The following is a 23,233-nucleotide window of genomic DNA, read 5'->3' as shown; positions in this document are numbered from 1 at the left end:
CCCTTTTTATGGGGACATGGGGACAGGTTAGGTGTCCCACCTGACAAGCCTTGTTTGGCGGTGGTATGCTGGTGGGACAAGGGACCTGTCCCCATGTCCCTTATAAATCGATTTGTACTAGTACTGGTTCGTGGTCGCTTGCTCTTCCACTCATTTCTGTGAAGTCGGCGTTTACATGGATAATGTCAATTGCTGTTTTTTCTGCTAGGTGATTGCTTACAAGAATATGATCAAGTACTTGGGAATTTCCTTGATAAACATAAGAATATCTTTGCCCAAGTGGTACTTCATTGATCATATTTGTTAATTCATCACCAGCTAATACTTCTAGTGGCTTAGAAAATTGGAAATCATTCATGTCACCAAGTACGATGACATTTGCATCGGCATTATCTTTTTGAATATCTTCTACAAATCCATTAATCACTTTTGCAAGCTCAACACGTTCTGCTTCACTACCCAACACAGGAGGCTGTGTAGAACCAAATGCTCCTGTATCTCCGCTTTTAGAGTTCAAATGGTTAGCAACTACTACCACATCTTCTCCCTGGAATGTAAATTGGGCCGCGAGTGATTTACGTGTATCTTCAAATACAGGATTGTTCGGTTGAATACGTCCAGGATTTAACGATAATTCACCATCCTGATAAGCCACCGCATCATCAGCATCACCTTGAGGCTTGTCACCTTTTAGACTTACACGCTCAGGATTATACAAGAATCCAACACGAATATTCGCATCTGGTTTTCCACCATCTGCATTATATTCTGGATTAATACTGACATAATCGTATTTCGGACCACCAGCAGCTTCTATTTCCGCAATTAGTCGTTCAAAACTTTTAGAAGCGTCTGCATCGTCTGGGCCCTTCTCTCCCCCGTTATTATCCTGTACTTCTGTAATACCAATGATATCAGGGTTGTTCATATCATTTACAAAAGCCTCGGCAATACGCTGTGCTTTTTCATCAGGAGTTTCGTATTCATCGGCATTTGCAGAGAAATTCTCCACATTATAGGAGGCTACTGTTAATTTTCCTTCTTTTTGTGTAATCGTCGTTTGCTCCTGTGTCGTTCCACCATCTTTATAGACCGCTTTCATTTCATTTAAATCCGCATAAACTTTATAATTGGAGAAACCATAATTCACTACGCCAGTGATGTCACCATTAAATAGGTCACCTGTTTTCACATCAAAATCGCGTGCATCTCCATTTGGATATAGTTTGAACGGTATTGCTTGAGCGTTTTGTCCAGTAGGTTTTAATAAAACACCATCATTCATCGTATCTGTTTCAAATTCTTGGGTAACGGTAAAAATATCACCGTGCTCTTGTGGCGCTACAGCTTTTGTTGGTGCTACCGTAACTCGCATTCCTTCCAAACTTTCCCAATAATCCAGTGCATAACTGGCGGGATCAAATGCTTCAAATGTTGTCTCATCAGCAATTTTTTCAGGTATCCCACTGGACGTAATTTTTATTGACTCAGGCAGGTCAACACCACTTTCTTCTACCGTTACACTCCCACCTTGATCATCTCTTGCATTAATCTCTGTAATTGGAAGGTCAGTTTCTTGGCGATCTCCATATCCGTCAATCGCATATTCATCCACTTCCCCGGAAACAGTGACACGATCTCCAACCTCAACAAGATCATTTGTACCCAGATAGACAACTAGTGCCTCTGAAGTAGCCGGATTGTTATCATATTCATCTGTCGATTGTTGCAAATGAAAATAATGTGATCCATTCATTTCGTATTTGTAGGTTACAATGCCATCTATATTATTTACGCGTTTCCCATTAAAAGGAGAGTAGTGTGTTGCTCCCTGAATATGATGAATTTCAGGTGAATCAACTGCTTTGAGTGATAAATAAAGCATCGTAGAAAAGGCACCACGTGAGATAGATGCTGTTGGTGCGAAGTCCTCTAACTGATTCGTAATTCCTAAATTGGCCAATGTTTGGACACGTTCCTTATGAGAAGCGTCCACATTGCCTAAATCAATGTCAACATCGTTCGTATTCGTATAATAATCATTTAAATCCAAAGCATTGTATAATACGGTTGCCATTTGTTCTCTTGTTATCGGTTCAGTAGGTTGAAAACTACCATTTTCCCCTTTAAAAACCTCTGCCTCTGTCACTGCTGCAATTTCCTCAGCATATAAATCATCCGGGTCCACGTCATCATATACCTTTAATACTTCCTCGACATTTTCCGGTGTTTGCAAATCCATCGCGTTTGCCAAAATAACCGCAACATGTTGGCGACTGATGTCGTTCCATTGTTTGAACGTGTCATCCGGATAACCATGCACATACCCTTTTTCTGTCAGACTCTTGATCGCATCATAATGAGAATCATCAGCATCCACATCTGTATAAATTCCTGTATCCGCCGCTACTGCCACTGGTGTAAGTGCTACCCCGGCCACCGCTGCAGTAGCAATCGTTGCCCCTGACCATGTACGTGACTGCTTCTTATCATCTTTCATTAAATAAAATCCCCCTCCCTGAATTATCGCAAAACTGCAAACCATAAAAAAACTACATCGCAATACGATTATAATGGAATTCTATTAAAAAAACTACCAAAATATTAAAAAATTTGTCGGGACGTGGGGACAGGTTTGTTGTCCCACACGCGTTCCCGTACCAAGCAAGACATGTGAGGTGGGACAACAAACCTGTCCCCACGTCCCACCTCCATACGACCAGCAAAAAAGCCCTGCATGGATTATTCCTTGCAGGGCTTTCGGCACAATATACTTCTTTTTTAGTCTACTGGGCGGTCTTCAAATTGATAGTCAACAAATCCTTCTGCTACTTGATCGTTTGCTAATGCTGGTGTTTCTGGGCGAGCGATTTGATAAGCAGATGAACCAACAATCTCGGCAACTTGTTGTAATTTTTCTTTGCTAATTTTATCTATTGTATCTGTTGGCTGATGGTACCAAGGCTCAACAGGTGAATGGATGAACAATGCGGATGGAATGCCTACATCATGGAACGGTTGGTGATCACTGCGTCCTAATTGCCCGTATGGAATCATTTCTGTTAACATTCTTGAGGCAGAAGCGGCGCTTAAATCCGTGACAAGGTTTTTCTCACCGTCAATTGTATACATGATTAAGCCACCAGCAGGGTTATCAGCCCCAGCATCACGACCACCAATCATATCCATTTGGAAGTGGGCGACCATACGATCAATCTCACTTTGAGGAAGTGAATCTACATAATAAGAAGATCCAACTAGTCCTCTTTCCTCTGAACCAAACGTCATAAAACGAACCTCTGTATCAATCGGAGAGTCAGCATATATTCTTGCTAGCTCAAGCACAGCCGAAACCCCAGAACCATCATCATTTGCACCTGGGCCTCCAGGAACAGAATCATGGTGAGCTCCGATTGTTATGAGTTGACCAGTATCTTGCTCTTGATCTGGTTTCATTGAAGCGATTACGTTATAGGAAGTCTTCTCGATTTTTTCAGTGTTAACATCTAACGTAGCCGAAACTTCTGATGAATCCAATTGCTCAACCAATTTTTGTCCAGCTTCCTTTGTAATAGCGACTGCAGGGATATTTTGACCATTACGTACTTCGCCAAAATAGTTTCCATTATCGTTATTGTTGAACATTATTACACCTACAGCACCTTTGTCTAGAACGTTCTGGACCTTTTCAACAAAGGTCAAATCCCCACGTTTTATTAAAGCAATTTTCCCTTCTACATCCCCGACTTCCTCAGGTGATGCTTTTCCAACATACTCAAGTGGCGCTGTTACCTTACCACTTTCACTTCCGTTAAATGCATGTGGTGACTCAAGTTCCGTACCGTCAATTTGAACATTGGCCTCTGATTTATAATCATAGATAGGAAATGGCTGAATTTCCGTTTCATATCCTAGTTTCTTAAACTCGCTTTCGATGTATTCTACGGCCCTCACTTCGCCATCCGTTCCAGCTTCCCTCGGTACTTCAGATAGATAGGCAATATTGTCGTACATACTATCAACATTGATATCCTTAATAATTTTGTTGTCATAAAGCTGATACTTGCTTCCTAATTCATCAACTTTTTGTCCCAATTTATAAAGCATTGTCGAAAAGGCACCACGGCTAATAGGTTGTTGTGCCCGATAATTTTCATACTGGTTCGTGATTCCAAGGTTAGCCAGAATTTGAACGCGTTCTTTATGTGACGCATCAACATTATCAAGTTCAATTTCTTTTACCTCAGCTGAGTCGTATTCTTCTAAGTCTTTTGCTAGCAAAATAACTGATGCTACCTGTTCACGGGTAATCATCTTACCGGGGTGGAAAGAACCACTACTTCCTTTGAAAATACCCGCCTCGGTTACCCCAGCAATTTGTTTCGCATAGATATGCTTGCTGTCAATATCATCGTAAACACTCAACACATTGTCAAGATTTTTTGGCTCCTCCAAGTCAAAAGCTTCATACAAGATAACAGCTACTTGTTGACGCGTAATATCATCCCATTGGCCAAATTTGCCATTTTCATACCCTTTAACAACGCCTTCTTTTGTTAGAGCCATGATACCCTCGTAATGGCTGTCACCCTTTTTTACATCCGGGTACGAATCGGGTGCTGCTGAGGCAACCGGTACGAAAGTTAAACTTGCTGCAGCCGCAACCGTGGCCATTGTACCAGTAAACCTCCTAAAAAACTTCTTATCTACCATTAATACATCCCCTCCTAAGGTTTTTTATATCAGGAGTATTGAAAACTCCATTGATAATAGATTAATAGAAAATGGCAGTCAGAATAAAGACACCTTGGCGAACGCACACACATTAATTGATGTCGATCCCAAGGTGTCTTCCCATTCCATATTCAAATTTCATATGAACTAAACATACTTCCAAAGGGTAAAAATGTCAATGAGTTTACTGAATTTTGGGACTAAATAACTACCAGGTGCCTGTCACCCAGGTATAAACTTCCTCATTCTTTCCGAAATAAATCTGACTAACATAATTAATATTCATATTGATGATAATCATTCTCCAATTTTCAAAGCGATAATCTGGAGTAAACAACTCAAAAATTTTATTTCTGCCAAACAGGAACAACCGTATTGTTAATCTGTCCAACTCCATCGGTTTCCGAGACACGCAGTTCTATAATCGTTTTATATATTCCACTCTTTCTTGTCGTTTAAAAGTTCTTTAACCCGTTTTCCTTCGTATGCGTTTGTATAAATTTCTCTAATTGCTTCTATATCTAATGGTTTCGGGCTCGTTGCAGTAATCTAGTTTGTTTTATACCCTCGCTGAATAATCTTCCAGCTTTTCCAAAATGTTAATCAAACTATCAAAATTAGGTTTAACAACGAAGTCTTTCGCTCCTATTTGTAAAGCCTTAATAATATTTGTTTTTGTACCTAAAGCTGAGCACATAACCACTTTCGCTTTAGAATCAAATTTGATAATTTTCGTCAATGCAGTTAATCCATTTACATTGGGCATGGTTATGTCGAGGAAAACAATTTCAGGCCGGACTTGTTTGTATTGGTCAATCGCTTCTTGGCCGTCAATTGCTTCAACAACATCTTTATATCCATACTGTTGAAGTATTCTTTTTAACCACATTCGCATAAACCTTGAATCATCCGCAATTAAAACAACACTCATAAATTAACCTTCCTTATAGTGGGGCCGAATTACTCATAAGTGCCCTCTTCTAGTATTTCCTTTCACCTTCAAGTAATTGATTTATCATATATGATAGCGGTATAAACAGTAGGACCTTTTCATATGTTAGGTATAAGATAGGCTGTGAGGATGAAAATGTCAAAAGAGTAAAAATTGGCCAATCGCTTGGAAAATGGTATTATTCGATAGATTAGGTTTCGTAAATTTAGATTTTTGGATATAAAGATCGAAAAATTGAATTGAACAAACATTAAAATTTTAAATTTTGGTTTTTTTAAAATAAACCCATATGATCTCATGGTCAAAAAACACTCCGACCGCATTTAGGTCAATTTTGTGAAAACAAACCCTTCATCTCACAAGCATTCCATTGGCGGGTTACTATATGTGCGTGTTCAAAAAGTCGCGAAATTAGAAGCAAGAAGGTCGAGGCGGCGTAGTTTCGAGCAGCGGAACGTATGCAGTTAGATACGTGAGCAGCGGAGAAACAAGCAACGAAGAGATTCGCCGCTTATCATTTGGTGACTTTTTGAACATCCTCTCTATATAAAGCTATCAGTTTCCACTATGATTTCACCTTTCTTTCATTCGGTAAAATCCGGAAAACGGCTGGCATCCGCAAGTTTTTTACAGCTTCCAAATTAAAGGGCGAGTATTTTATAATAAAACACTCACCCCACAGCATTCTAAAGTTAAACATATTGCATCCTTGGATCAACACTCGGCAATTTTTTTGGAACTATTATTACGTAATAATTCCTTGATAATCCAGAGAACTTCATCCACCAAAATACGGGAAGTGACATACACCACCTACCGGGAAAGATATAAAAATGTCGCAAATTGGCCGCGTGTTACTGCATCTTTTGGATGGAAATCTTCTAGTTGATTAGTAATTCCAAGGTCCGCTAAAATTTGGACGTTAGCTTTGTGCGAATCACTAACATTATCCAAATTAACATCAACATTCTTTCCGTTACTTTCAAGGTCAAATGCATTTACAAGCGTCGTTGCCATTTGTTCACGTGTTAAATCCTTTTCAGGCAAAAAGTTTCCATTGCTGCCGTTAAACACACCAGCTTTTCCAACAGCTGCTATAAACTTAGCGTATTGGTCATTAGCATCGATGTCATCAAAATATTTTTCTACTTCTTCGGCACTAGGAACGTCTAATTCCAACGCTTTCGTAAACATAATTGCGGCATGTGGACGAGTAAGATCGTTGCTAACGCCAAACGAACCATCTTGATATCCTTTTATTCCCTTTTCCGTTAGCCATTGGATACCTTCGTAATGGGAATCCCCTGGTTTAACATCGGTATAATCAGCTTCAGTCTCTTCTTCATTTAAAATCTTAAAAATGTTTTTGGCTTGATCCGTATTATCGATTTTGCCAGCAAACATTTCCTTACCTGGTCCATACGCATAAACTGGAACATCGACTCCTGTATGTCCACTAGTCGTCCAACCCGTTGCACTGCGTATGTCTATAATTTTTTTAATCGCAGAGGAGATATTATCCAGGGCCTCATCTGGATTTGCACTTTCCTTGGCGTCAATAACAGATTGAATTTCTTCATTTGTTAAATCAAGATCGATATTTTCTGTCAATGCTGCTTCTACATTTGCACCTTCAACAATTTGCTCTGAAATATAGTCTGGAGAATGTTTGACAGATTTAATAACTTCCGGATGCCAAACATAGTCATGTTCGCGTCCAATCGTGAGTCCGCCTGTAGAATGATCAGCAGTTGCTACAACTAATGTATGGCCATCATTCTTAGCAAATTCAATCGCTGTCTTAAATGCTTCCGCGAAATCCTTCATTTCACTCATTGCACCAACAATGTCATTATCATGTTCGGCCCAATCAATTTGAGAGCCTTCAACCATTAAGAAGAATCCGTCCTCATCCCGATTTAATCGTTCAATTGAAGCATTTGTCATTTCGGCTAAAGACGGGATATCTTCTGTACGGTCGATCATCATTGGTAACGCAACAGGCGCAAATAGACCTAGTATTTGCTCATTATTATCGTTAAGCAATTCTTCACGATTTGTAACGTAGCTATAGCCATCACTTTTAAATTCCTTAACTAGATTGCGGTCCTCACGAATAAAATAATCCGTTCCGCCTCCAAGTAAAACATCAATTTTATGCTCACCGTTAATTAGTTCATCATAGTACTCATCCGCAATTTCATTATAATTATGCCGTTCGACCGCATGAGCACCATAAGATGCAGGTGTAGCATGGTTTAATTGAACGGTAGCAACCATTCCAGTAGCTTTCCCTACTTCCTTTGCTCGTTCTAAAACTGTTTTTACGTCCTTTTTATCATTGTCTACAGAAACTGCGCCATTATATGATTTTATTCCTGTAGCCATTGCTGTTGCGCCTGCAGCAGAATCTGTAATGTTTTCATCATCATCTTCTGGAAAAGTGGATTGCATACCTACAAAGTATGGATCAAATGCCATGTCATCCATTAAAGAAGTTGACAGATCATCATCTTCCATATATCGGTGGGCTGTGAGAGCAGCTGGCCCCATTCCATCCCCAATCATGAAGATGATATTTTCAATTTCACCATCCATCTTTTCAGCTGCACTGACCTTAGTTGTCCCAATTCCAGCAAAACTGGATAATACTAAACCAGATGACAGCGCAAGTGGTGCTATTTTTTTGCTTAGCTTCCCCTTAAACACTAAAAAACCTCCTTTTTTGATAATGATCGTAATATTTCAACAGTGATTCTATAAAACTACCACTCTGATGTCAACGCTTTCACCCTGTTTTCGCTAAAAATAGATTGATAGTCCCGGGTTAGTTTGGGTGGTGCCTGTCACTTCCCGAAAAGTGTCGAATATTTTTTTAAAGAGAGCTTCCCCCCAATATCAACACAAAAAGCCCAGCTGAGATTTATTCTCTATCTCTGCTGGACTTTTGTGGCTAAAATTCTAAGGAGTAATCCCGATATTTTGACAAAATTCGGGGAGTGACAGGCACCCTAACCACTCTCCACAAAATCCCGGTATTTCCTTTGCTTATCCCCTTGATTTCCCGAGAAGCTATCTAAAATCACATTCATATTTAAAGGCTTATGACTTGAGGTATGAAGATAATACCGGTAACTACTCCAACGATACCTTTCTGCTTGCACAACCATTCCAGCCTTCACGGGATTTAGGTGGATGTAACGACTGACTTCCAACATACCAATATTAGAATCAATCATTTTGTCATAATACCGTTTTTCGAATACGTGGCCGGTGAGTCGATATTTTGTATTGTAATAATTGGCATACCGTTTATTGATCAGGGACATTACTTTTGAAAGAGGTTGTTCTGTGGATCGCATTTGTAGGTGAAAATGGTTTGTCATTAAGCAATAGGACACCATTTCAAAAGGGGTTTTTTTATTGACTTGATCAAGCATGTGGAGAAAAATCCTGAAATCACTATCATCTATAAAAAGCGCATCACGACGATTACCGCGACAAATTACATGATAATAGGCATCAGGTATCCAAATTCGTTTCTTTCTTGCCAACTTTTCACCATCCTATTCTGTTTCTTTGCTAAATACATACACCGCATTGTGACAGTCTCCTGGATTGCTGCCAGTGCTCACAATCCTTCTGTTTGGCATCAGGCAGCCCGACAATACAATCACCTCGATTCCCGGGAGCAGCTGAATTTCCATTTGCACACGGTAGGTATGGTCTCCCCCTATTCTATTCCATTCCAATACAAGTTACCTATAGCCATCATTTAAGTATAAAATATACCGTTGGGATGGGAATGTCAAAAGGCTAAAATCAATAATTAGTTTTTAGAAATGAAATTATCTCTAAGTTATACACTCGTATATCTCAATTTTGGAATATGACGATAAAAAAATTGGGTTAAACAACCACTTGAATTTAAATTTCAACTAAAAAAAGAAAAGCCCTTTGGTGATTCCCCACCACAGAACTTTTTTCGACAAAATTCGGGGAGTGACAGGCACCACCGATCTAATTTTTTATTAGGCAAGAACTTACCGTTGCTGCCTTTGAAAATACCTGCTTTTCCTGTTGCAGCAATAAATTCAGCATATATATGATTAGGGCTAACATCATCAAAATAATCCTCTATACTTTCGGCACTTGGAATATTCAAATGCAGAGCTCGGGTAAACATGATGGCGGAATGTGGACGAGTTAAATCACGACCAACGCCAAAGGTTCCATCACTGTATCCTTTAATTCCGTTTTCGGTTAGCCATTTGACGCCCGGATAATGCGAATCTCCCGGTTTCACATCCGTATAATTTAATGTATCCAGCTCCTCATTTATATCTTTACCCGTTGATTCTTTCTCATCTACTTTATCCATTTTGTTTGAATCTATATCATCCGCTTTTTCCTCATTAGGGAATTGAACAAAACCATAACCGTATAAAGGATCCTTTCCCTTCACACCCAAATCTAAGGTGTCATCATAAAGAGTTTGAATTAATTCGTCGGCTGATTTACTAGGATGTTCTTCTTTTAAAAGAGCTAACATGCCGGATACATAAGGAGCAGCTTGTGAAGTCCCACTTCCATTTGCATACATATTACCTAAATATGTGCTGACTACTTCTACTCCCGGAGCAACGACATCCAATTCATCCCCTCTAGAAGAGAACGAGGCTATATAATTGTTCTTGTCTGTAGCCCCAACCGCAACAACATCATCATATTTAGCTGGATATGTCATATGTGTATCGCCTGTATTGCCCGCGGCAGCTACTACAATAATGCCTTTTGACCTTGCTTCGTCAATTTTTGCCTTTAACGTTTTTGAATCAATTTTTGATCCCAAGCTGACATTGATAATATCGACACCTTTTCTAATAGACCAATCTATACCCTCAATGATGTCCATAAGATCTCCTTTACCATTGCCTTTCAGGACCTTTACCGAATAGATATTGGCCTCACTTGCAACCCCTGTAGTCCCACGTCCATCATCTTTTGAAGCAACAATTCCCGCAACGTGCGTACCATGCCCGTTATCATCATTGTAGGAATCAGTATAGCTAACAGTCGAAGAACCACCAGCAACATTTAAATCATCATGAGATGAAATGCCCGTATCTAAAATAGCAATGTCAATCCCTTTACCTTTTAAATCTTGATCCCAAGCATTGGAAATATGCGTTTTTTCATGACTGTATTGTATTAAAGGTCCAAATCCTAAAGTGTGAAAAGTATGATTCTCTTCAATAAATTTCACATTAGGGGCATTCTTCATTTTCTTATATTGGTTTGTGGATAGATGAATTTTAACCGTCTGACTGTTGAAACTGCTGTCAACAATCTTTCCACTATATTGCTTGATCGTTGATTTCATCTGTTCAATAGATGTACCTGCATTAAAAGTTACCACATAGCTATCGTCTAGCTGGGTAGTAGATTCAGAGGATTGGCTGAGGATTGATGGAATAGACTTTGTTGATGCTGGTGCTATTTTAGCAGCTGTATCAGCACTGACATTGCCACTTTCAAAGAAAAATAAACTTACAATGAGTGCAAAAGCTAGAAAGACATACATGTACCTTTTCATTTCGCTATCCCCTTTAATTATTTGTGGTCACTTATAAATATCGGAGAGATTGCAAAAAAGTTTAGCATAAATTCTATCGCCCTGTTGCTCTTTGATATTTTTTGTCTACAACTGGATTCATTAATATTAGGTCAAGTAGGCTTGTGCTGTGAGGGTCCAAGCTGATTTCTATAACTTCTAAAATAGTTCTTCTTTATAGTCATAAGACAATCGCATAATGAATAAGCATGTTGATATCCTTTATTAAAATTTTTATAGAATGATACGCACTAAATTCTTGCTGTTTTCAATCATTTAATCGTATATACTTTTAGGAAAGTGAATTTTATTAAAAATTAATTTGTCCAAATTGCTGCGCGAGTTTAGTGGAAGATGCATGGGAAAGTATGAAGAATCAGGAAGACGGTGGCTTTGAAATAGATGTTCACCCCGCCTGTGTATCAAAAATAGTTGTAGTTATGTTAAGGTTAAGCATTCTAAAATGGTTCCTAAGATCATTGCACAGTAAGAAGATATTTTTTTATTGCTAAACTCTAGTGAAAAAGGTCGTATATTAGATGTTGGCCATTTAGTAATTGAAACCCCTATGAATATTGAATTCTCTACTTGTACGGAGCTATTGGGAAGAATATAACAGAAATCATGATATCGAATTGTTACTAGAATGTTCGGAATAAACAATCCACTTCACGTTGAAGCGCCCAACTGTTTCAATTTCACTATTTTATTATACAAAAGTTTTAAGGGGGATCTTATGTCCAATTATAAAAATATTTTTCATTATTACAGAGGACAAACCAAAGGAAAAACGGAAGACACAAAACAACTTCAAATTGAGAATAATGTAACGAAGGCATTTCTTAATGTTCTTCAGCACTCTTCACCAGAATTAACTACTCATTTTTTTAAATTCATCGGGTTTGATTACACTAATACACAAACATATGATTATCGATATCAGGTCAAAAACAGATTGGAAAGTCCAACAAAAGCCGGTGTTATCCTAGGTATCGCAGAAAGTACGGAGGTTCACAAAGGATTAAAAAAATCATTCAACATACCAGATGGGGCTATCTTATCTAATAAGCACTCCTTATTAATTGAGAATAAAATCGGCTATAATTCCTACCTTGAACATTACCAATTAGAGGGACATAAAAAAATTTTTGCTTTAGGGACAAACTATAAAGAGGATCCCATCATTTTAACTTGGAGTGAGATAAGGGGCTTTTTAAAAAATCAACTAGAGTTTTTTAAGTCAAATCAGGATTCCGTTACTTGTTTTTTGATTGAGCAGTTTGAGGAATTCTGCATCATAAATTGTATTGGAGATCGCCAAAAATCAAAGGAGTACTTTTTCTTAAAGTTCGAAAAGTTACAAGCTCAGAAATTAGCAAGACAAATCGATAACTATATTTGGCAACATTACTCTAATCAAATTGAGGATGCAGGAACGAAAGATGGAATCGGCTATAGAAAGATAACTAAAACAAAATTCGTCACACTTACAACTGCTAGACAAAGATGTTTGATATTGCATGTTGGAAAAAAGGAAAATAGATACGGATTATTAATGCAAAAGGAAATTGACAGAGTTCTAGGAAGAAACTTTGAACGAAAAGATTATGAATATGATAAATATCCACATGAGGCATACATCCGTTTAGAGTGGGTAGAGTCATTAAATCAAATATCTTCATTTATAGATCGGGCATATAATAGTAAATAACTTGAGTGACAGGCACTCACAAAAAAAGGAAGTAAAACAACTATTTGTTTTTGCTTCCTTTACTAATGATATAAATATTTCTCTAATGCTTCATAATCATTCTGGTCCGTCAGTACGCTTATTGCCCAATTATACGGAGACTCATGAAACCCCATCCCATCCTCAATTAAAGACTTTTCTACTTTTGATCTTTTTATTAGATCCATAGCTTCATCTTGACTTTTACCGAACTCATTAATTAATTCATAGGTAATACGATTAATTATTAAGTTGATTTCATTACGGATTTCAGAACCATTTAACATTGTATCACCTCCAATAACTCCAAATACTCAGCAGCTCCGTTTGTTAATACTGCCAGTTGATTTTTATTATTATATGCTTTTATGTCCTTATAATTCATTGATACTAAACCGCCATCAGCAACCGGTCCGTAAATCCAATCAAAATTAAACTTAGGTTTTAGTAAATGCTGGTTATCTTGTCGCATATTCCAAACAAGAAATTTCCACTTGTTGTTATCAAATTCAAATATTTTATAGTTTAATTGTTTCCATTTGATTAAATCATTAATCCGAAACCTTAGAACAACCGGTTTAAAGCCTCTTTTCATTCCAAGAAAATCATGAATAGTAATACCAGATAAATCTAGTACTTGTTTATTAGGAATTGGCCTATCGGTTCTACGCTCTGCCCATTCTTTAGCTTGATCAAAACTGTTTGTTAAATAAAAACCCGGTCCAAAATCAACTCCGCCTTTTTTTCTTGGAAATATTTTCACTCCATGTTTAACAATACTGTCGGAGTACAAACTAATTGTTCCATGATACAGAGGCAAATCAGGGTTATGATTGGTATACAATAGTTACGACTCCGATCAGAATTTAATTATAACATGAATTTTTTTATATTCCATGAGTACTTTCCATCATCAATTTTACTATTCATGAAACAATTAAAATAAAATCAGTAACTGTCCTAAATTTTTTAAAATCCGTGCTGGGATTATCTCCACAGGATTCTTCTTGTCAACAAATTTTTTCGACAAAAATCGGGAAGTGACAGGCACCAAAAAGTGAGGTAATATTAACCCGGAAGAGTAACTTGTTGGAGGGATAAACATGCAAAGAAAAAGTCTGATCAAGATGCTTGGTCTCCTTATGCTTGTGCTGGCAGTGCTTACTGCATGCACAGCGGGGGGAGACGAAGAGAAAAATAAACAGGAAGAAGCGGAAGAAAAAGTGTTCGATCCGGAGCCAAATCCGGATGCAACTCAAATATCTACTTATGATGAGGATCGCATAAAAGAACAGGAGAAAATTGATCAAAAACTTTTAGCCGAATATGAGAAAGGCTCTTATTCATTCGATGACCCGTTCATAAAACTGGATCCATATAACGTCGCACCACTCACCGCACTACTTAAATTTGAAACGGACAAGCCAATGGAGATCGAGGTGATCGTTGGCAGTGGAAACGGTCAGACTCCGATTGAAAAAAAGTGGAAGGGCTACGAAACAGATCATGAAATTCCTGTGCTCGGACTATATCCAGACACGAACAATACCGTTGTTCTAAAGGCGCAAGACAAAGATGGAAATACGAAGACAACAGAACTATCTATTAAGACAGAGGCCTTACCAGATGGGTTGCCAACGACAGAACTTGTTAAAGCAAACCCGGAGGCAATGGAAGATGGGCTCACCTTTGTAGTTCCGAGTAAAAACTATTTATATGCTGTGGATGAAAACGCTGATATTCGCTGGTATACCGATATGGAATTCCGGACTATTTTTACCCGACTTGATAATGGCAATATCCTAATTAACACAAAGGAAAGCGAGCAGGAGCAATATCCTGAATTACTAGAAATGGATTTACTTGGGAAAATAAGCAATGGCTACAAGATTCATATTGATGGTTATGAGAAGGACAATCTGCTTCATCATGACGTGATCGAACTGCCGAATGGAAACTGGCTTGCCACTACACATGAGCCGGATTCCAAATATACGGAAGATCACATGCACGTTATCGACAGGGAAACTGGAGAAACTGTGCAAGAAATCGATCTTAAAGATATATTCCCGAAAGAAGCTTATGAGGAATATGACGGAGAATATGCTGAGGATCACGACTGGTTCCATCTAAATGCGATCTGGTTTGATGAAACAGATAATTCAATCCTAATTTCGGGCCGTCACCAGGATACTGTAATGAAGCTTTCTTATCCAGATGCGAAAATTAAGTGGATTTTGGCTGCACACGAAGAATGGCCAAAAGATTATGAGCAGTATTTACTGGATCCGGAAAATGAAGATATGAAATTCCCTGGAGGTCAGCATGCAGTGAAAACATTGCCAGACATGGATAGGGACGATGACACACTTGATATACTACTCTTTGACAATAATCATGTGGTTACAAGAGGAGATCGTGAAGCTAGTGATAAATACAGTCATGCGGTTCAGTACCGGATTAATGAAAAAGAACATACAATCAGCGAGGTATGGGAATATGGGAAAGATCGTGGGGAATCATTCTTTTCCGCCATCGTCGGCAATACCCAGTACTTACCCGATACCGGTAACCGCCTAATTACTTCCGGGTATATCGCACCGGAAGAAGACTCAGATGCAAGAATTAGTAAAGTCGTTGAAACAAATGACAAAGATGATGCAGATGTTGTATTTGAAATAACTGTATCAGATTTCACCGAATTTAGCGGAAAACAGGCTTACCGCGCTGTAAGAATGCCGCTATATCCAGAGCAGGATTGGGAGTTTGGACTTAAAGAATAACATACGCTTTAAAGGTTTGATGCGAGACTTTCTAAACAATTTCAGCAGGTAATATATGAAAAAATATAACAAAATACCGCCGGCTTTCGTTTGCTATTGCCGGCGGTATTTTGTTATGAGATATGAGGACCCAATTAAAGCTATAAAGCAATAGGGATAGTCATTCATGGATGTTTATCAATATTAAAATTCCCTGTTCCAACAAAATTTGAGGAGTGACAGGTACCACTGCCCAATCCTAGCGCCCTCCTTGCATAAACTATAGTGATTTTATCTTATAATTTATTTGATGCTAACAATCATTGATAGAGTTATATTATATAATTCCTTGCCACCGTAAGATTATTTCAGCTATTATAGCAGATCCCGCAAATGATCCAATCAGTACAAGACTGGATACTATAATTGTTTTCCATCCAAGTTTTTTGAAATCTGCCCATGAGCGTCCAATTGCAATACCTGCATATGCAAGGATTGGGGTCGCCAGTGCAAGCAACTGGATTTCACTAGTCCATTCAACCACTTTCTCAGATCCAGGCATCCACGGCATAGAAACAACTACACCTATAATCGCAATATAGGCAACACTCGGGAAATTAATAGGTATTAATTTATTTAGTATAAACCCCGTCAAGCAGATTAATATGAGTATTATCATACCCGGGATTGCCGTTAGCGGCATAATGTTATAACCCGCCCAGTTACCTAACAACGATATAAAGCCGAATATGAGCAGCAACAATGTCCATTCTTGGATATTTTTTAATAGCATTAAGTCTCCCCCTAATTATGCAGCTTTTTCCTTATTATCACGACGCGCCGTCATTGAACTGTACAGTTTTTCTGTAAGTGGTAGTGCAACAAAAATACTGACATACAATCCTGTTGATAGAGACAATAAATTACTTGCACCAGCAAACGCCACGATTTGATTTTCCATGGCAGGAAATGCTTCAATCAATGACCCACTCGCTGCAGCCATCATACTACCACTACCAATACCAGAGGCCATTGCGAATGATAAAGGGTGCAACGGCGTTAATGTTCCCAAGAATCCTGAGAGAACACCCATTAATACAGCGCCAAATACAGTCCCAAAAATATAAACCGCCATAACGCCTCGTCCCTCAGGTGAGTTGATACCGTATTTATCCATTATTAATCCGACGTTAGGTTCGCGTGCTACCGAATGTGTCATCCCAATAGTTTCCCGCTTCAAACCTAACCAAATAGCAACAGGTAATGCAATAAATATTGTTCCTAGATTACCTAGTTCCTGCAACAACAATGCTGGGCCAGCTGCAATTAGTTCAGGTAATGAAGGTCCAATTGTTACTCCTATCTTAGCCAGTAACAACGCAACACCTAAGACAATAATCGGTTCAGCATTCTTGGATTGTTTTTCTTGAACAACTGGTGTGAAATATAAGATTAGCCCAATAATTAGAGCATAAAGCATTGGTAGTAACATAATAACCCCAGGTCCCACCGAAAAGCTAATCGTTCCAATAGCTTCTGTAGCCACAACAGTCACTAAAACCAGTAAGTGGAGCCGCCAATCCTTCCAAAGTCCAGGTAACACTTCACTGCTCATAATAACTACCCCCTTGTTTTGAATTCATTCAGCTTACAGTAAGACCATTTCCTAACTCAGCCATTATTTCATAAACTGCTGTGGAGTCCTGTGTTCCTTTTCCTTTACAATTAGCGAGTTGAAAAATTTGATGTATAGACTGACTTGCAATTGTTGGTATTTGTTTATTCTCGGCCAGGTTTCGATATAAATGGATATCCTTTCTCATATTCGCAAGTGAAAATTTTATATCTTCAAATGAGCTATTTAAAATGTTTGATCCGAACACATCCATCACTCGCGTGTTTGCAGACCCCTTTTGTAATATAACGGCTAGCTTCTCCTTTGTTACTCCAGCTTTTTCCCCAGTCAAAAAGGCTTCACCCAATAGAGTAATAATTCCACCTACCACCATGTTATGACAGAGTTTTACTGTTTGGCCTGCACCGCTTTCACCAATATATTCGATATACTCGCCAACTGCATACAATACAGGTAAGATAGAAGGAAATGCTTTCTCGTCCCCCCCTACCATAATAGTAAGTGTACCATCTTCGGCTCCGTCTGGCCCACCGCTCAATGGGCAATCGAAAAACTCAATTTCCTTTAATTTGGCTTGTTCATATAACTCCCTTGTAACTGCAACATCATTGGTACTCATATCAAGAATAAATGTACCTTTCTTCATAGAATGAATGGCACCTTCTTGGCCCAACATCAGTTCCTTAATTAGTTTTGGTGAAGGGAGTGATAAAATCATGTAATCTACCACTTCGCCCATCGACTTAATATCTTCAGTACCAAATGCTCCTTCATTTACTAATCGCTCTACTGCTTGTTCATTAATGTCATGAACATAAACTTCATAGCCGCTTCTTATTAAATTTTTCGTAATTCCATTACCCATTAGACCGCAGCCAACAACGCCAACCTTTTCCATAATACTTCCCCTCCCTTCACGGTTTTATATATACAGTCTTATATTCTGTCCAAAAGTCCAATGCAGTTGATCCTTGTTCACGTGGACCAATGCTTGATGCCTTTTTTCCGCCGAAAGGATACTGGTTTTCAAAATAGTTAGATGGTATATTAACGTGCGTCACACCTGATTCAATATTTCTAACAAAATGGAATGCTTTCTTTAAATCATTTGTATAAATGGTAGAGGATAAACCGAAATCACTATCATTAGCCACTACTAATGCTTCATCATAGTTATCAACTTCAGTAATTGCGATAACTGGAGCAAAGATTTCTTCACGGAATATCGTCATATCTTTGGTAACATGACTAAATACTGTTGGGGCCACAAAATAGCCCTTATCTTTTCCATCATCAGTTAACCTCTTACCACCACATTCTAATTTCGCACCTTCTTTTATTGAAGCGCTTACATATTGTAAATAGTTATTCATCTGATTTTCATCAATGATGGGTCCATTATCAACATTTTCACTAAAACCGTCTGTAACAACAAGATTCTCTGCTCGAGCAACCAATTTTTTGGTCACTTCTTCGGCAATAGATTTTAGGACAATTAGGCGACTTGTACCAGTGCAACGTTGGCCATTATCAAAAAAGCCACTCACAACAATATTTTCTATTGTTTGATCGATATCAGCATCTTCCAATATGATAGATGGGTTTTTCCCTCCCATTTCTGCTTGCATTTTTGCACCTCTTGAGGTAACCGCTTTTCCCAGAGTAAGTCCGACATCTGTTGATCCTGTGAAAGATACTGCCTTTATTTTCGGGTGATTTCCAATAGCCCCACCGATTACACCACCTGATCCAGTCACCATATTAATTACCCCAGCAGGTACTCCCGCTTGTTCGAATAACTCCATGATTTTTACACTAATTAGAGATGTATTACTTGCAGGTTTAAACACAACCGTATTTCCTGCTAGGATTGCAGGCGCTATTTTCCAAATGCCAATACCAAGAGGGAAATTAAATGGCGCAATAACCCCCACCACACCTAATGGTTCTCTAATCGTATATGCAAATATGTCACCATCTTGGGATGGTACAGTCTCACCATTCAGACGTGTTGACTCACCACTGAATTGTTTCATTGCTTCAATTGTCTTCTTTACCTCTCCGATAGCATCATGTTTTGTTTTGCCTACTTCTTTTGTAATAATCGTAGCTAATTCATCTTTTTGTTTTTCTAATAAGTCAATTAAACGAAATAATACCTCACCACGCTGCGGTACAGGTGTGTTAGACCATCCATTGAATGCATTTTCACATGATGTAATAGCTTTTTCTACGTCATTCGCATCAGATAGCTGAAATTGTCCTAGCACTTCTGTTGCTTTAGCTGGATTGATACTAGTATAAAGTTCTCCGGTGTGAGATGGTACCCATTCTCCATTTATATAATTATGATAAGTCGCGGTCATCAATATTCCCCCTTAACCTTGTTGGAGTAATTATAATACTCTGACTTATATAATTAAATGTGGTCAGCAACAAAGTTTATTATTATTCTTTGTTACTTGCAACAAATAGACGGATAGCTATCACTAAATCTAACCATTCTTTTTCATCATTTAGACTTATATTGAGGACTTCTTCAATTTTCTTCAAACGATAATATAGAGTGTTTGCATGGATGTGAAGAGCTTTAGCTGTTTTCTTATGATTTTTATTATGTTTAATAAGCGTTCGTAATGTTTCTATAAAATGATAATCCATTTTAAGTAATCCACTAAGTTTATCACTTATGAACATCTCAATTGTTGTTGGTTCCACTTCATGAAGTACTCTCTCAATTCCTAATTTGGCATATTCAACTACATTTATATCCTTATTGGATTTTGCGTATCTAATTGAACTAATGGCCTCATTGTACGAGGTTGATAGTTCCCGAATAGTAGTTTCTCTCCCAATACCAAATATTAATCCTTTTCTAGCACCCCATTTTAATTCAATACTACTTATAATTTGATCAATAAAATCTTCCCCTATTTTAGGTACTACTATTATTAATTGAAACGCACTCGTAAAGACGAAACTTCGGCCGCAAATACTTTTGGAAATATCCTCAATTGATCGAACAAACCATTCTTTGTCGATTAGCTTAACCTGATCCCATAAAGGTTCCTGTTTACCCTCTACTATAATGCACTGCATATTCCATTTCCGTTCCCAATTGATATAATCTAAAACACGATGAAGGTCGTCCATTGATAATCCCTCTAACAACTGATTAAATACTTCGCGGCGGAAATATAACTCTTTCTCGAACAAAGCGTTGTCTTTAATCAATTCTAATGCAATAGTTGAACTGGCATGTTCAATAGCTATTTGTTCCATTTCTGTGTATGATTGAAACGCTTTTTCAAGCTCTAATAAACCCAATACTTCATTCCTGCGAACGATCGGAAAGACTGCATCTCCTTTCGTGTAAAAGGATGTTAATTGGTAAGAAACTTTGGTATTAATAATGGATTCCAATAAGGAAAGTATTTTATCAATACCTCCTCCCTCAATAATTAGCTTATAAAATTTTTTATGTATTGTAGTTGATTGCAATAGCAAATCGTTCTTTTCTTTAAGGCTGTAGTATACATTTGAATTATCAATCGCAATAGCGCTCTGATCAGCAACCGCCTTAATTACTTGCATATCTGATTCAGTAAAAATCCCATCTTGTTTAAAGTTATTTACTACTATAACACCTAGGCATCGATCTTTATTAAGGATGGGAACACAAATAGTGCTTTTAATCTTCCGCCGATAAACCCCGTTATAGTAATGATGATAATTTACCGCAGACATGTTGCTCATACAAGCATCTATTTCTTCCTCTGATTTAAACAGCTTAGGTTTTTTATTTTTAAATACTAGCCCTGCTATTGACTCGCCTGGAGAAAATGCAATTTGTTGTAACGTATCCTTATATATCCCTTTTCCTTCTGCAAAACGAAGCTTGTGGGTGTTTTCATCATATAAATATATAATGAATGTATCCGAAACACTAATTAACTTACTAGCTGATATGATAACGTTTTGTAGTACTTCTTCCAGTTTTAAGGATTGTGTAAGTAATTTATTAATTTCTAAGAGGTTTACGGACTTCTCTAAACTCAAGTTCGAATAATTTCCCATTTAGCACCCCACACTATTAAAAGGTTAATCATTGCTTTCTTGCAAAGATCAGGTCAATTCCCTAAAAATACTGAAGTAAGACCGATAGTAGTACTATCATACTATATAATTCTGATTAATTAAATAGTTTCAGATCACTAGACTGTGTAGATATAAATCACTCACGTTATAACAACCAAAATTGAGCAGCCATATTTGAAATAATAAGCAACAAATAGCCGGTTGTCCTTTAAAGATTAAAGATAGGAGGACAAAATGAATTAAAAAACACACATTCCACAGTTCTCTTAATGGGATGTGGGGACAGGTTAGGTTTCCAGGTGATTATGACGCGGAGTATGGCGTGGCGCTCGGGACAAGGAACCTGTCCCTTTGTCCGGTTCAAATGTTGTTTTTGAAATAACTGTATCAGATTTCACCGAATTTAGCGGAAAACAGGCCTACCGCGCTATGAGAATGCCACTTTATCCAGAGCAGGATTGGGAGTTTAAACTGGAGGAATAACATATACTTTAGAATTGCTGTCTGAGGGTTAGTGTATGTATCGATGCCTTCTGAGCAATAAAAATATAAGAAACAACAGTAGAAAAAACGCCGGCTATCGTATCTGATAGCCGACGTTTGTTTCGACAAAATTCGGGGAGTGACAGGCACCATCACCCAATTCCAGGATCCCCAGACAAATAAAGCTGTTCCCCTTCATACGTCATCGCTTTCGGTGTTTCCGTCAGCCACAACGGTGCATCGAGGTCAAAGTAGATAACGTTCGGATGGGCGGCAGCAAAGTGGGCGGCTGCTGCGACTGAATGAGCTGGCTCCATCATGCTGCCGATCATACAAGCTACTCCGCCAATTTCGGCCAAACTAGCAATCTTCCATGCGTTAGCAATTCCTCCGCTTTTCATCAATTTAATATTCAACAGATCCACATACTGGCCGCTCACCAACTGAAGCGCATCTTTTGGAGAAAATAAACTTTCATCCGCCATGATCGGTATGCCTACATGGTCTGTCACAAATTTCAATCCATCCAAATCCCGGGCAGCTACAGGCTGTTCAATAAATTCAATACCCGCATTCATGGCCTCCAATTGCTTAATCAGCTGGACAGCCTGTTTTGGCTTCCAACCCTGATTTGCATCAAGTCGGAGCATTACATCTGCCGGTACCGCCCTTCGAATTGCAGAAATCCGGGCAATATCCAATTCAGGCTGAGCGCCAACTTTAATTTTCAAGCTGCTAAACCCTTCTGCCACGCATTTTTCTGCGTCAGCTACCATTTTTTCCGGTGTGTCCACGCCAACCGTCATCGAAGTTTTCAGTTGTTTTTTATCTCCTAGAAATTGGTATAACGGTACTTGTAGCAGTTTACTGTACGCATCGTAAAGTGCCATATCTGCTGTGGCCTTCGCACTTGTATTCCCAATACAGCATGTTTGAATTGCATCTAGCAATGCTTGGAAATGATAGATATCTTGTTCGATCAAAGCCTGCTTGATCGGTCCCAGTAAAGCAGCCTGAATGCTTTCGGTTGAATCGCCAGTAATTACCCATGTCGGCGCCGCAGCACCCTTGCCGGTAATTCCCCCTTCCAGTTCCACCTTCACCTCGATGCTCTCGATTTCAGTTGCCGTCCTTAACGCTGTTTTGAACGGTGTGTGCAGTGGTATTCCGCGGTGTTCCACTTGTAAATCCTTAATAAGCATCCAAATTCCCCCTCCTATTCAAA

Annotated in this window: 17 protein-coding genes; 3 read left to right on the top strand and 14 right to left on the bottom strand. The window is 38.5% G+C overall.

Features of this window, described 5'->3' with window-relative positions; all coding sequences use genetic code 11:
- Positions 1 to 100: 100 nt before the first annotated feature.
- The 6 genes from ACW2QC_RS01200 to ACW2QC_RS01175 form a co-directional block, all read right to left on the bottom strand.
- Positions 101 to 2,500 carry an S-layer homology domain-containing protein gene (locus tag ACW2QC_RS01200; protein WP_457542149.1) on the bottom strand — a complete coding sequence of 800 codons (2,400 nt, stop codon included), beginning with the start codon at positions 2,498 to 2,500 and terminating at the stop codon, positions 101 to 103.
- 281 nt (positions 2,501 to 2,781) lie between these two features.
- The gene (locus ACW2QC_RS01195; protein WP_457542148.1) at positions 2,782 to 4,713 is read right to left on the bottom strand and encodes a M28 family peptidase; all 1,932 of its coding nucleotides are present in this window, start codon (positions 4,711 to 4,713) and stop codon (positions 2,782 to 2,784) included.
- A gap of 580 nt (positions 4,714 to 5,293) precedes the next feature.
- Complete coding sequence (locus ACW2QC_RS01190) at positions 5,294 to 5,665, bottom strand: response regulator (RefSeq protein ID WP_457542147.1); 372 nt, start codon at positions 5,663 to 5,665, stop codon at positions 5,294 to 5,296.
- A gap of 834 nt (positions 5,666 to 6,499) precedes the next feature.
- Entirely contained in the window at positions 6,500 to 8,395 is a 1,896-nt protein-coding gene (locus ACW2QC_RS01185) for an alkaline phosphatase (protein WP_457542146.1), read from the bottom strand.
- A 302-nt stretch (positions 8,396 to 8,697) separates the two neighbouring features.
- Entirely contained in the window at positions 8,698 to 9,240 is a 543-nt protein-coding gene (locus ACW2QC_RS01180) for an REP-associated tyrosine transposase (protein ID WP_457542145.1), read from the bottom strand.
- A gap of 380 nt (positions 9,241 to 9,620) precedes the next feature.
- Positions 9,621 to 11,282 (bottom strand): S8 family peptidase, encoded by a 1,662-nt coding sequence (locus ACW2QC_RS01175; RefSeq protein ID WP_457542144.1) that lies wholly within the window; start codon positions 11,280 to 11,282, stop codon positions 9,621 to 9,623.
- Between the two features lie 754 nt (positions 11,283 to 12,036).
- On the opposite strand from ACW2QC_RS01175, the gene ACW2QC_RS01170 reads away from it, so the two are divergent.
- Entirely contained in the window at positions 12,037 to 13,011 is a 975-nt protein-coding gene (locus ACW2QC_RS01170) for a hypothetical protein (protein WP_457542143.1), read from the top strand.
- Between the two features lie 62 nt (positions 13,012 to 13,073).
- Here the strand turns inward: ACW2QC_RS01170 and ACW2QC_RS01165 are convergent, their stop codons facing one another.
- A complete protein-coding gene (locus tag ACW2QC_RS01165) occupies positions 13,074 to 13,316 on the bottom strand; it encodes a hypothetical protein (protein WP_457542142.1) in 243 nt (80 codons plus the stop codon).
- Positions 13,310 to 13,873, bottom strand: a complete 564-nt coding sequence (locus tag ACW2QC_RS01160) for a DUF3990 domain-containing protein (protein WP_457542141.1) — start codon at positions 13,871 to 13,873, stop codon at positions 13,310 to 13,312. Before ACW2QC_RS01160 ends, ACW2QC_RS01165 begins: the two co-directional genes overlap by 7 nt.
- Positions 13,874 to 14,132: 259 nt before the next feature.
- Here ACW2QC_RS01160 and ACW2QC_RS01155 point away from each other — a divergent pair, with 259 nt between their 5' ends.
- The gene (locus ACW2QC_RS01155) at positions 14,133 to 15,812 is read left to right on the top strand and encodes an aryl-sulfate sulfotransferase (RefSeq protein ID WP_457542140.1); all 1,680 of its coding nucleotides are present in this window, start codon (positions 14,133 to 14,135) and stop codon (positions 15,810 to 15,812) included.
- Between the two features lie 316 nt (positions 15,813 to 16,128).
- On the opposite strand, the gene ACW2QC_RS01150 is transcribed toward ACW2QC_RS01155, so the two are convergent.
- The 5 genes from ACW2QC_RS01150 to ACW2QC_RS01130 all read right to left on the bottom strand — a co-directional run bounded on the left by ACW2QC_RS01150 (position 16,129) and on the right by ACW2QC_RS01130 (position 21,504).
- The gene (locus ACW2QC_RS01150) at positions 16,129 to 16,584 is read right to left on the bottom strand and encodes a hypothetical protein (protein ID WP_457542139.1); all 456 of its coding nucleotides are present in this window, start codon (positions 16,582 to 16,584) and stop codon (positions 16,129 to 16,131) included.
- A gap of 15 nt (positions 16,585 to 16,599) precedes the next feature.
- The gene (locus ACW2QC_RS01145) at positions 16,600 to 17,406 is read right to left on the bottom strand and encodes a DUF3100 domain-containing protein (protein ID WP_457542138.1); all 807 of its coding nucleotides are present in this window, start codon (positions 17,404 to 17,406) and stop codon (positions 16,600 to 16,602) included.
- 28 nt (positions 17,407 to 17,434) lie between these two features.
- Entirely contained in the window at positions 17,435 to 18,325 is an 891-nt protein-coding gene (locus ACW2QC_RS01140) for an NAD(P)-dependent oxidoreductase (RefSeq protein ID WP_457542137.1), read from the bottom strand.
- A gap of 16 nt (positions 18,326 to 18,341) precedes the next feature.
- Positions 18,342 to 19,793 carry an aldehyde dehydrogenase family protein gene (locus ACW2QC_RS01135; protein ID WP_457542136.1) on the bottom strand — a complete coding sequence of 484 codons (1,452 nt, stop codon included), beginning with the start codon at positions 19,791 to 19,793 and terminating at the stop codon, positions 18,342 to 18,344.
- A gap of 82 nt (positions 19,794 to 19,875) precedes the next feature.
- Positions 19,876 to 21,504, bottom strand: a complete 1,629-nt coding sequence (locus tag ACW2QC_RS01130; RefSeq protein ID WP_457542135.1) for a helix-turn-helix domain-containing protein — start codon at positions 21,502 to 21,504, stop codon at positions 19,876 to 19,878.
- Positions 21,505 to 21,876: 372 nt separating this feature from the next.
- On the opposite strand from ACW2QC_RS01130, the gene ACW2QC_RS01125 reads away from it, so the two are divergent.
- Positions 21,877 to 22,008, top strand: a complete 132-nt coding sequence (locus ACW2QC_RS01125; RefSeq protein ID WP_457542134.1) for a hypothetical protein — start codon at positions 21,877 to 21,879, stop codon at positions 22,006 to 22,008.
- Between the two features lie 152 nt (positions 22,009 to 22,160).
- On the opposite strand, the gene ACW2QC_RS01120 is transcribed toward ACW2QC_RS01125, so the two are convergent.
- Positions 22,161 to 23,210 carry a dipeptide epimerase gene (locus ACW2QC_RS01120; protein WP_457542133.1) on the bottom strand — a complete coding sequence of 350 codons (1,050 nt, stop codon included), beginning with the start codon at positions 23,208 to 23,210 and terminating at the stop codon, positions 22,161 to 22,163.
- Positions 23,211 to 23,233 lie beyond the last annotated feature (23 nt).

The sequence above is a fragment of the Virgibacillus sp. FSP13 genome, assembly GCF_054048505.1.
The sequence above is the reverse complement of the archived record's forward strand: the minus strand, read 5'-3'. Positions and strand labels throughout refer to the sequence as shown.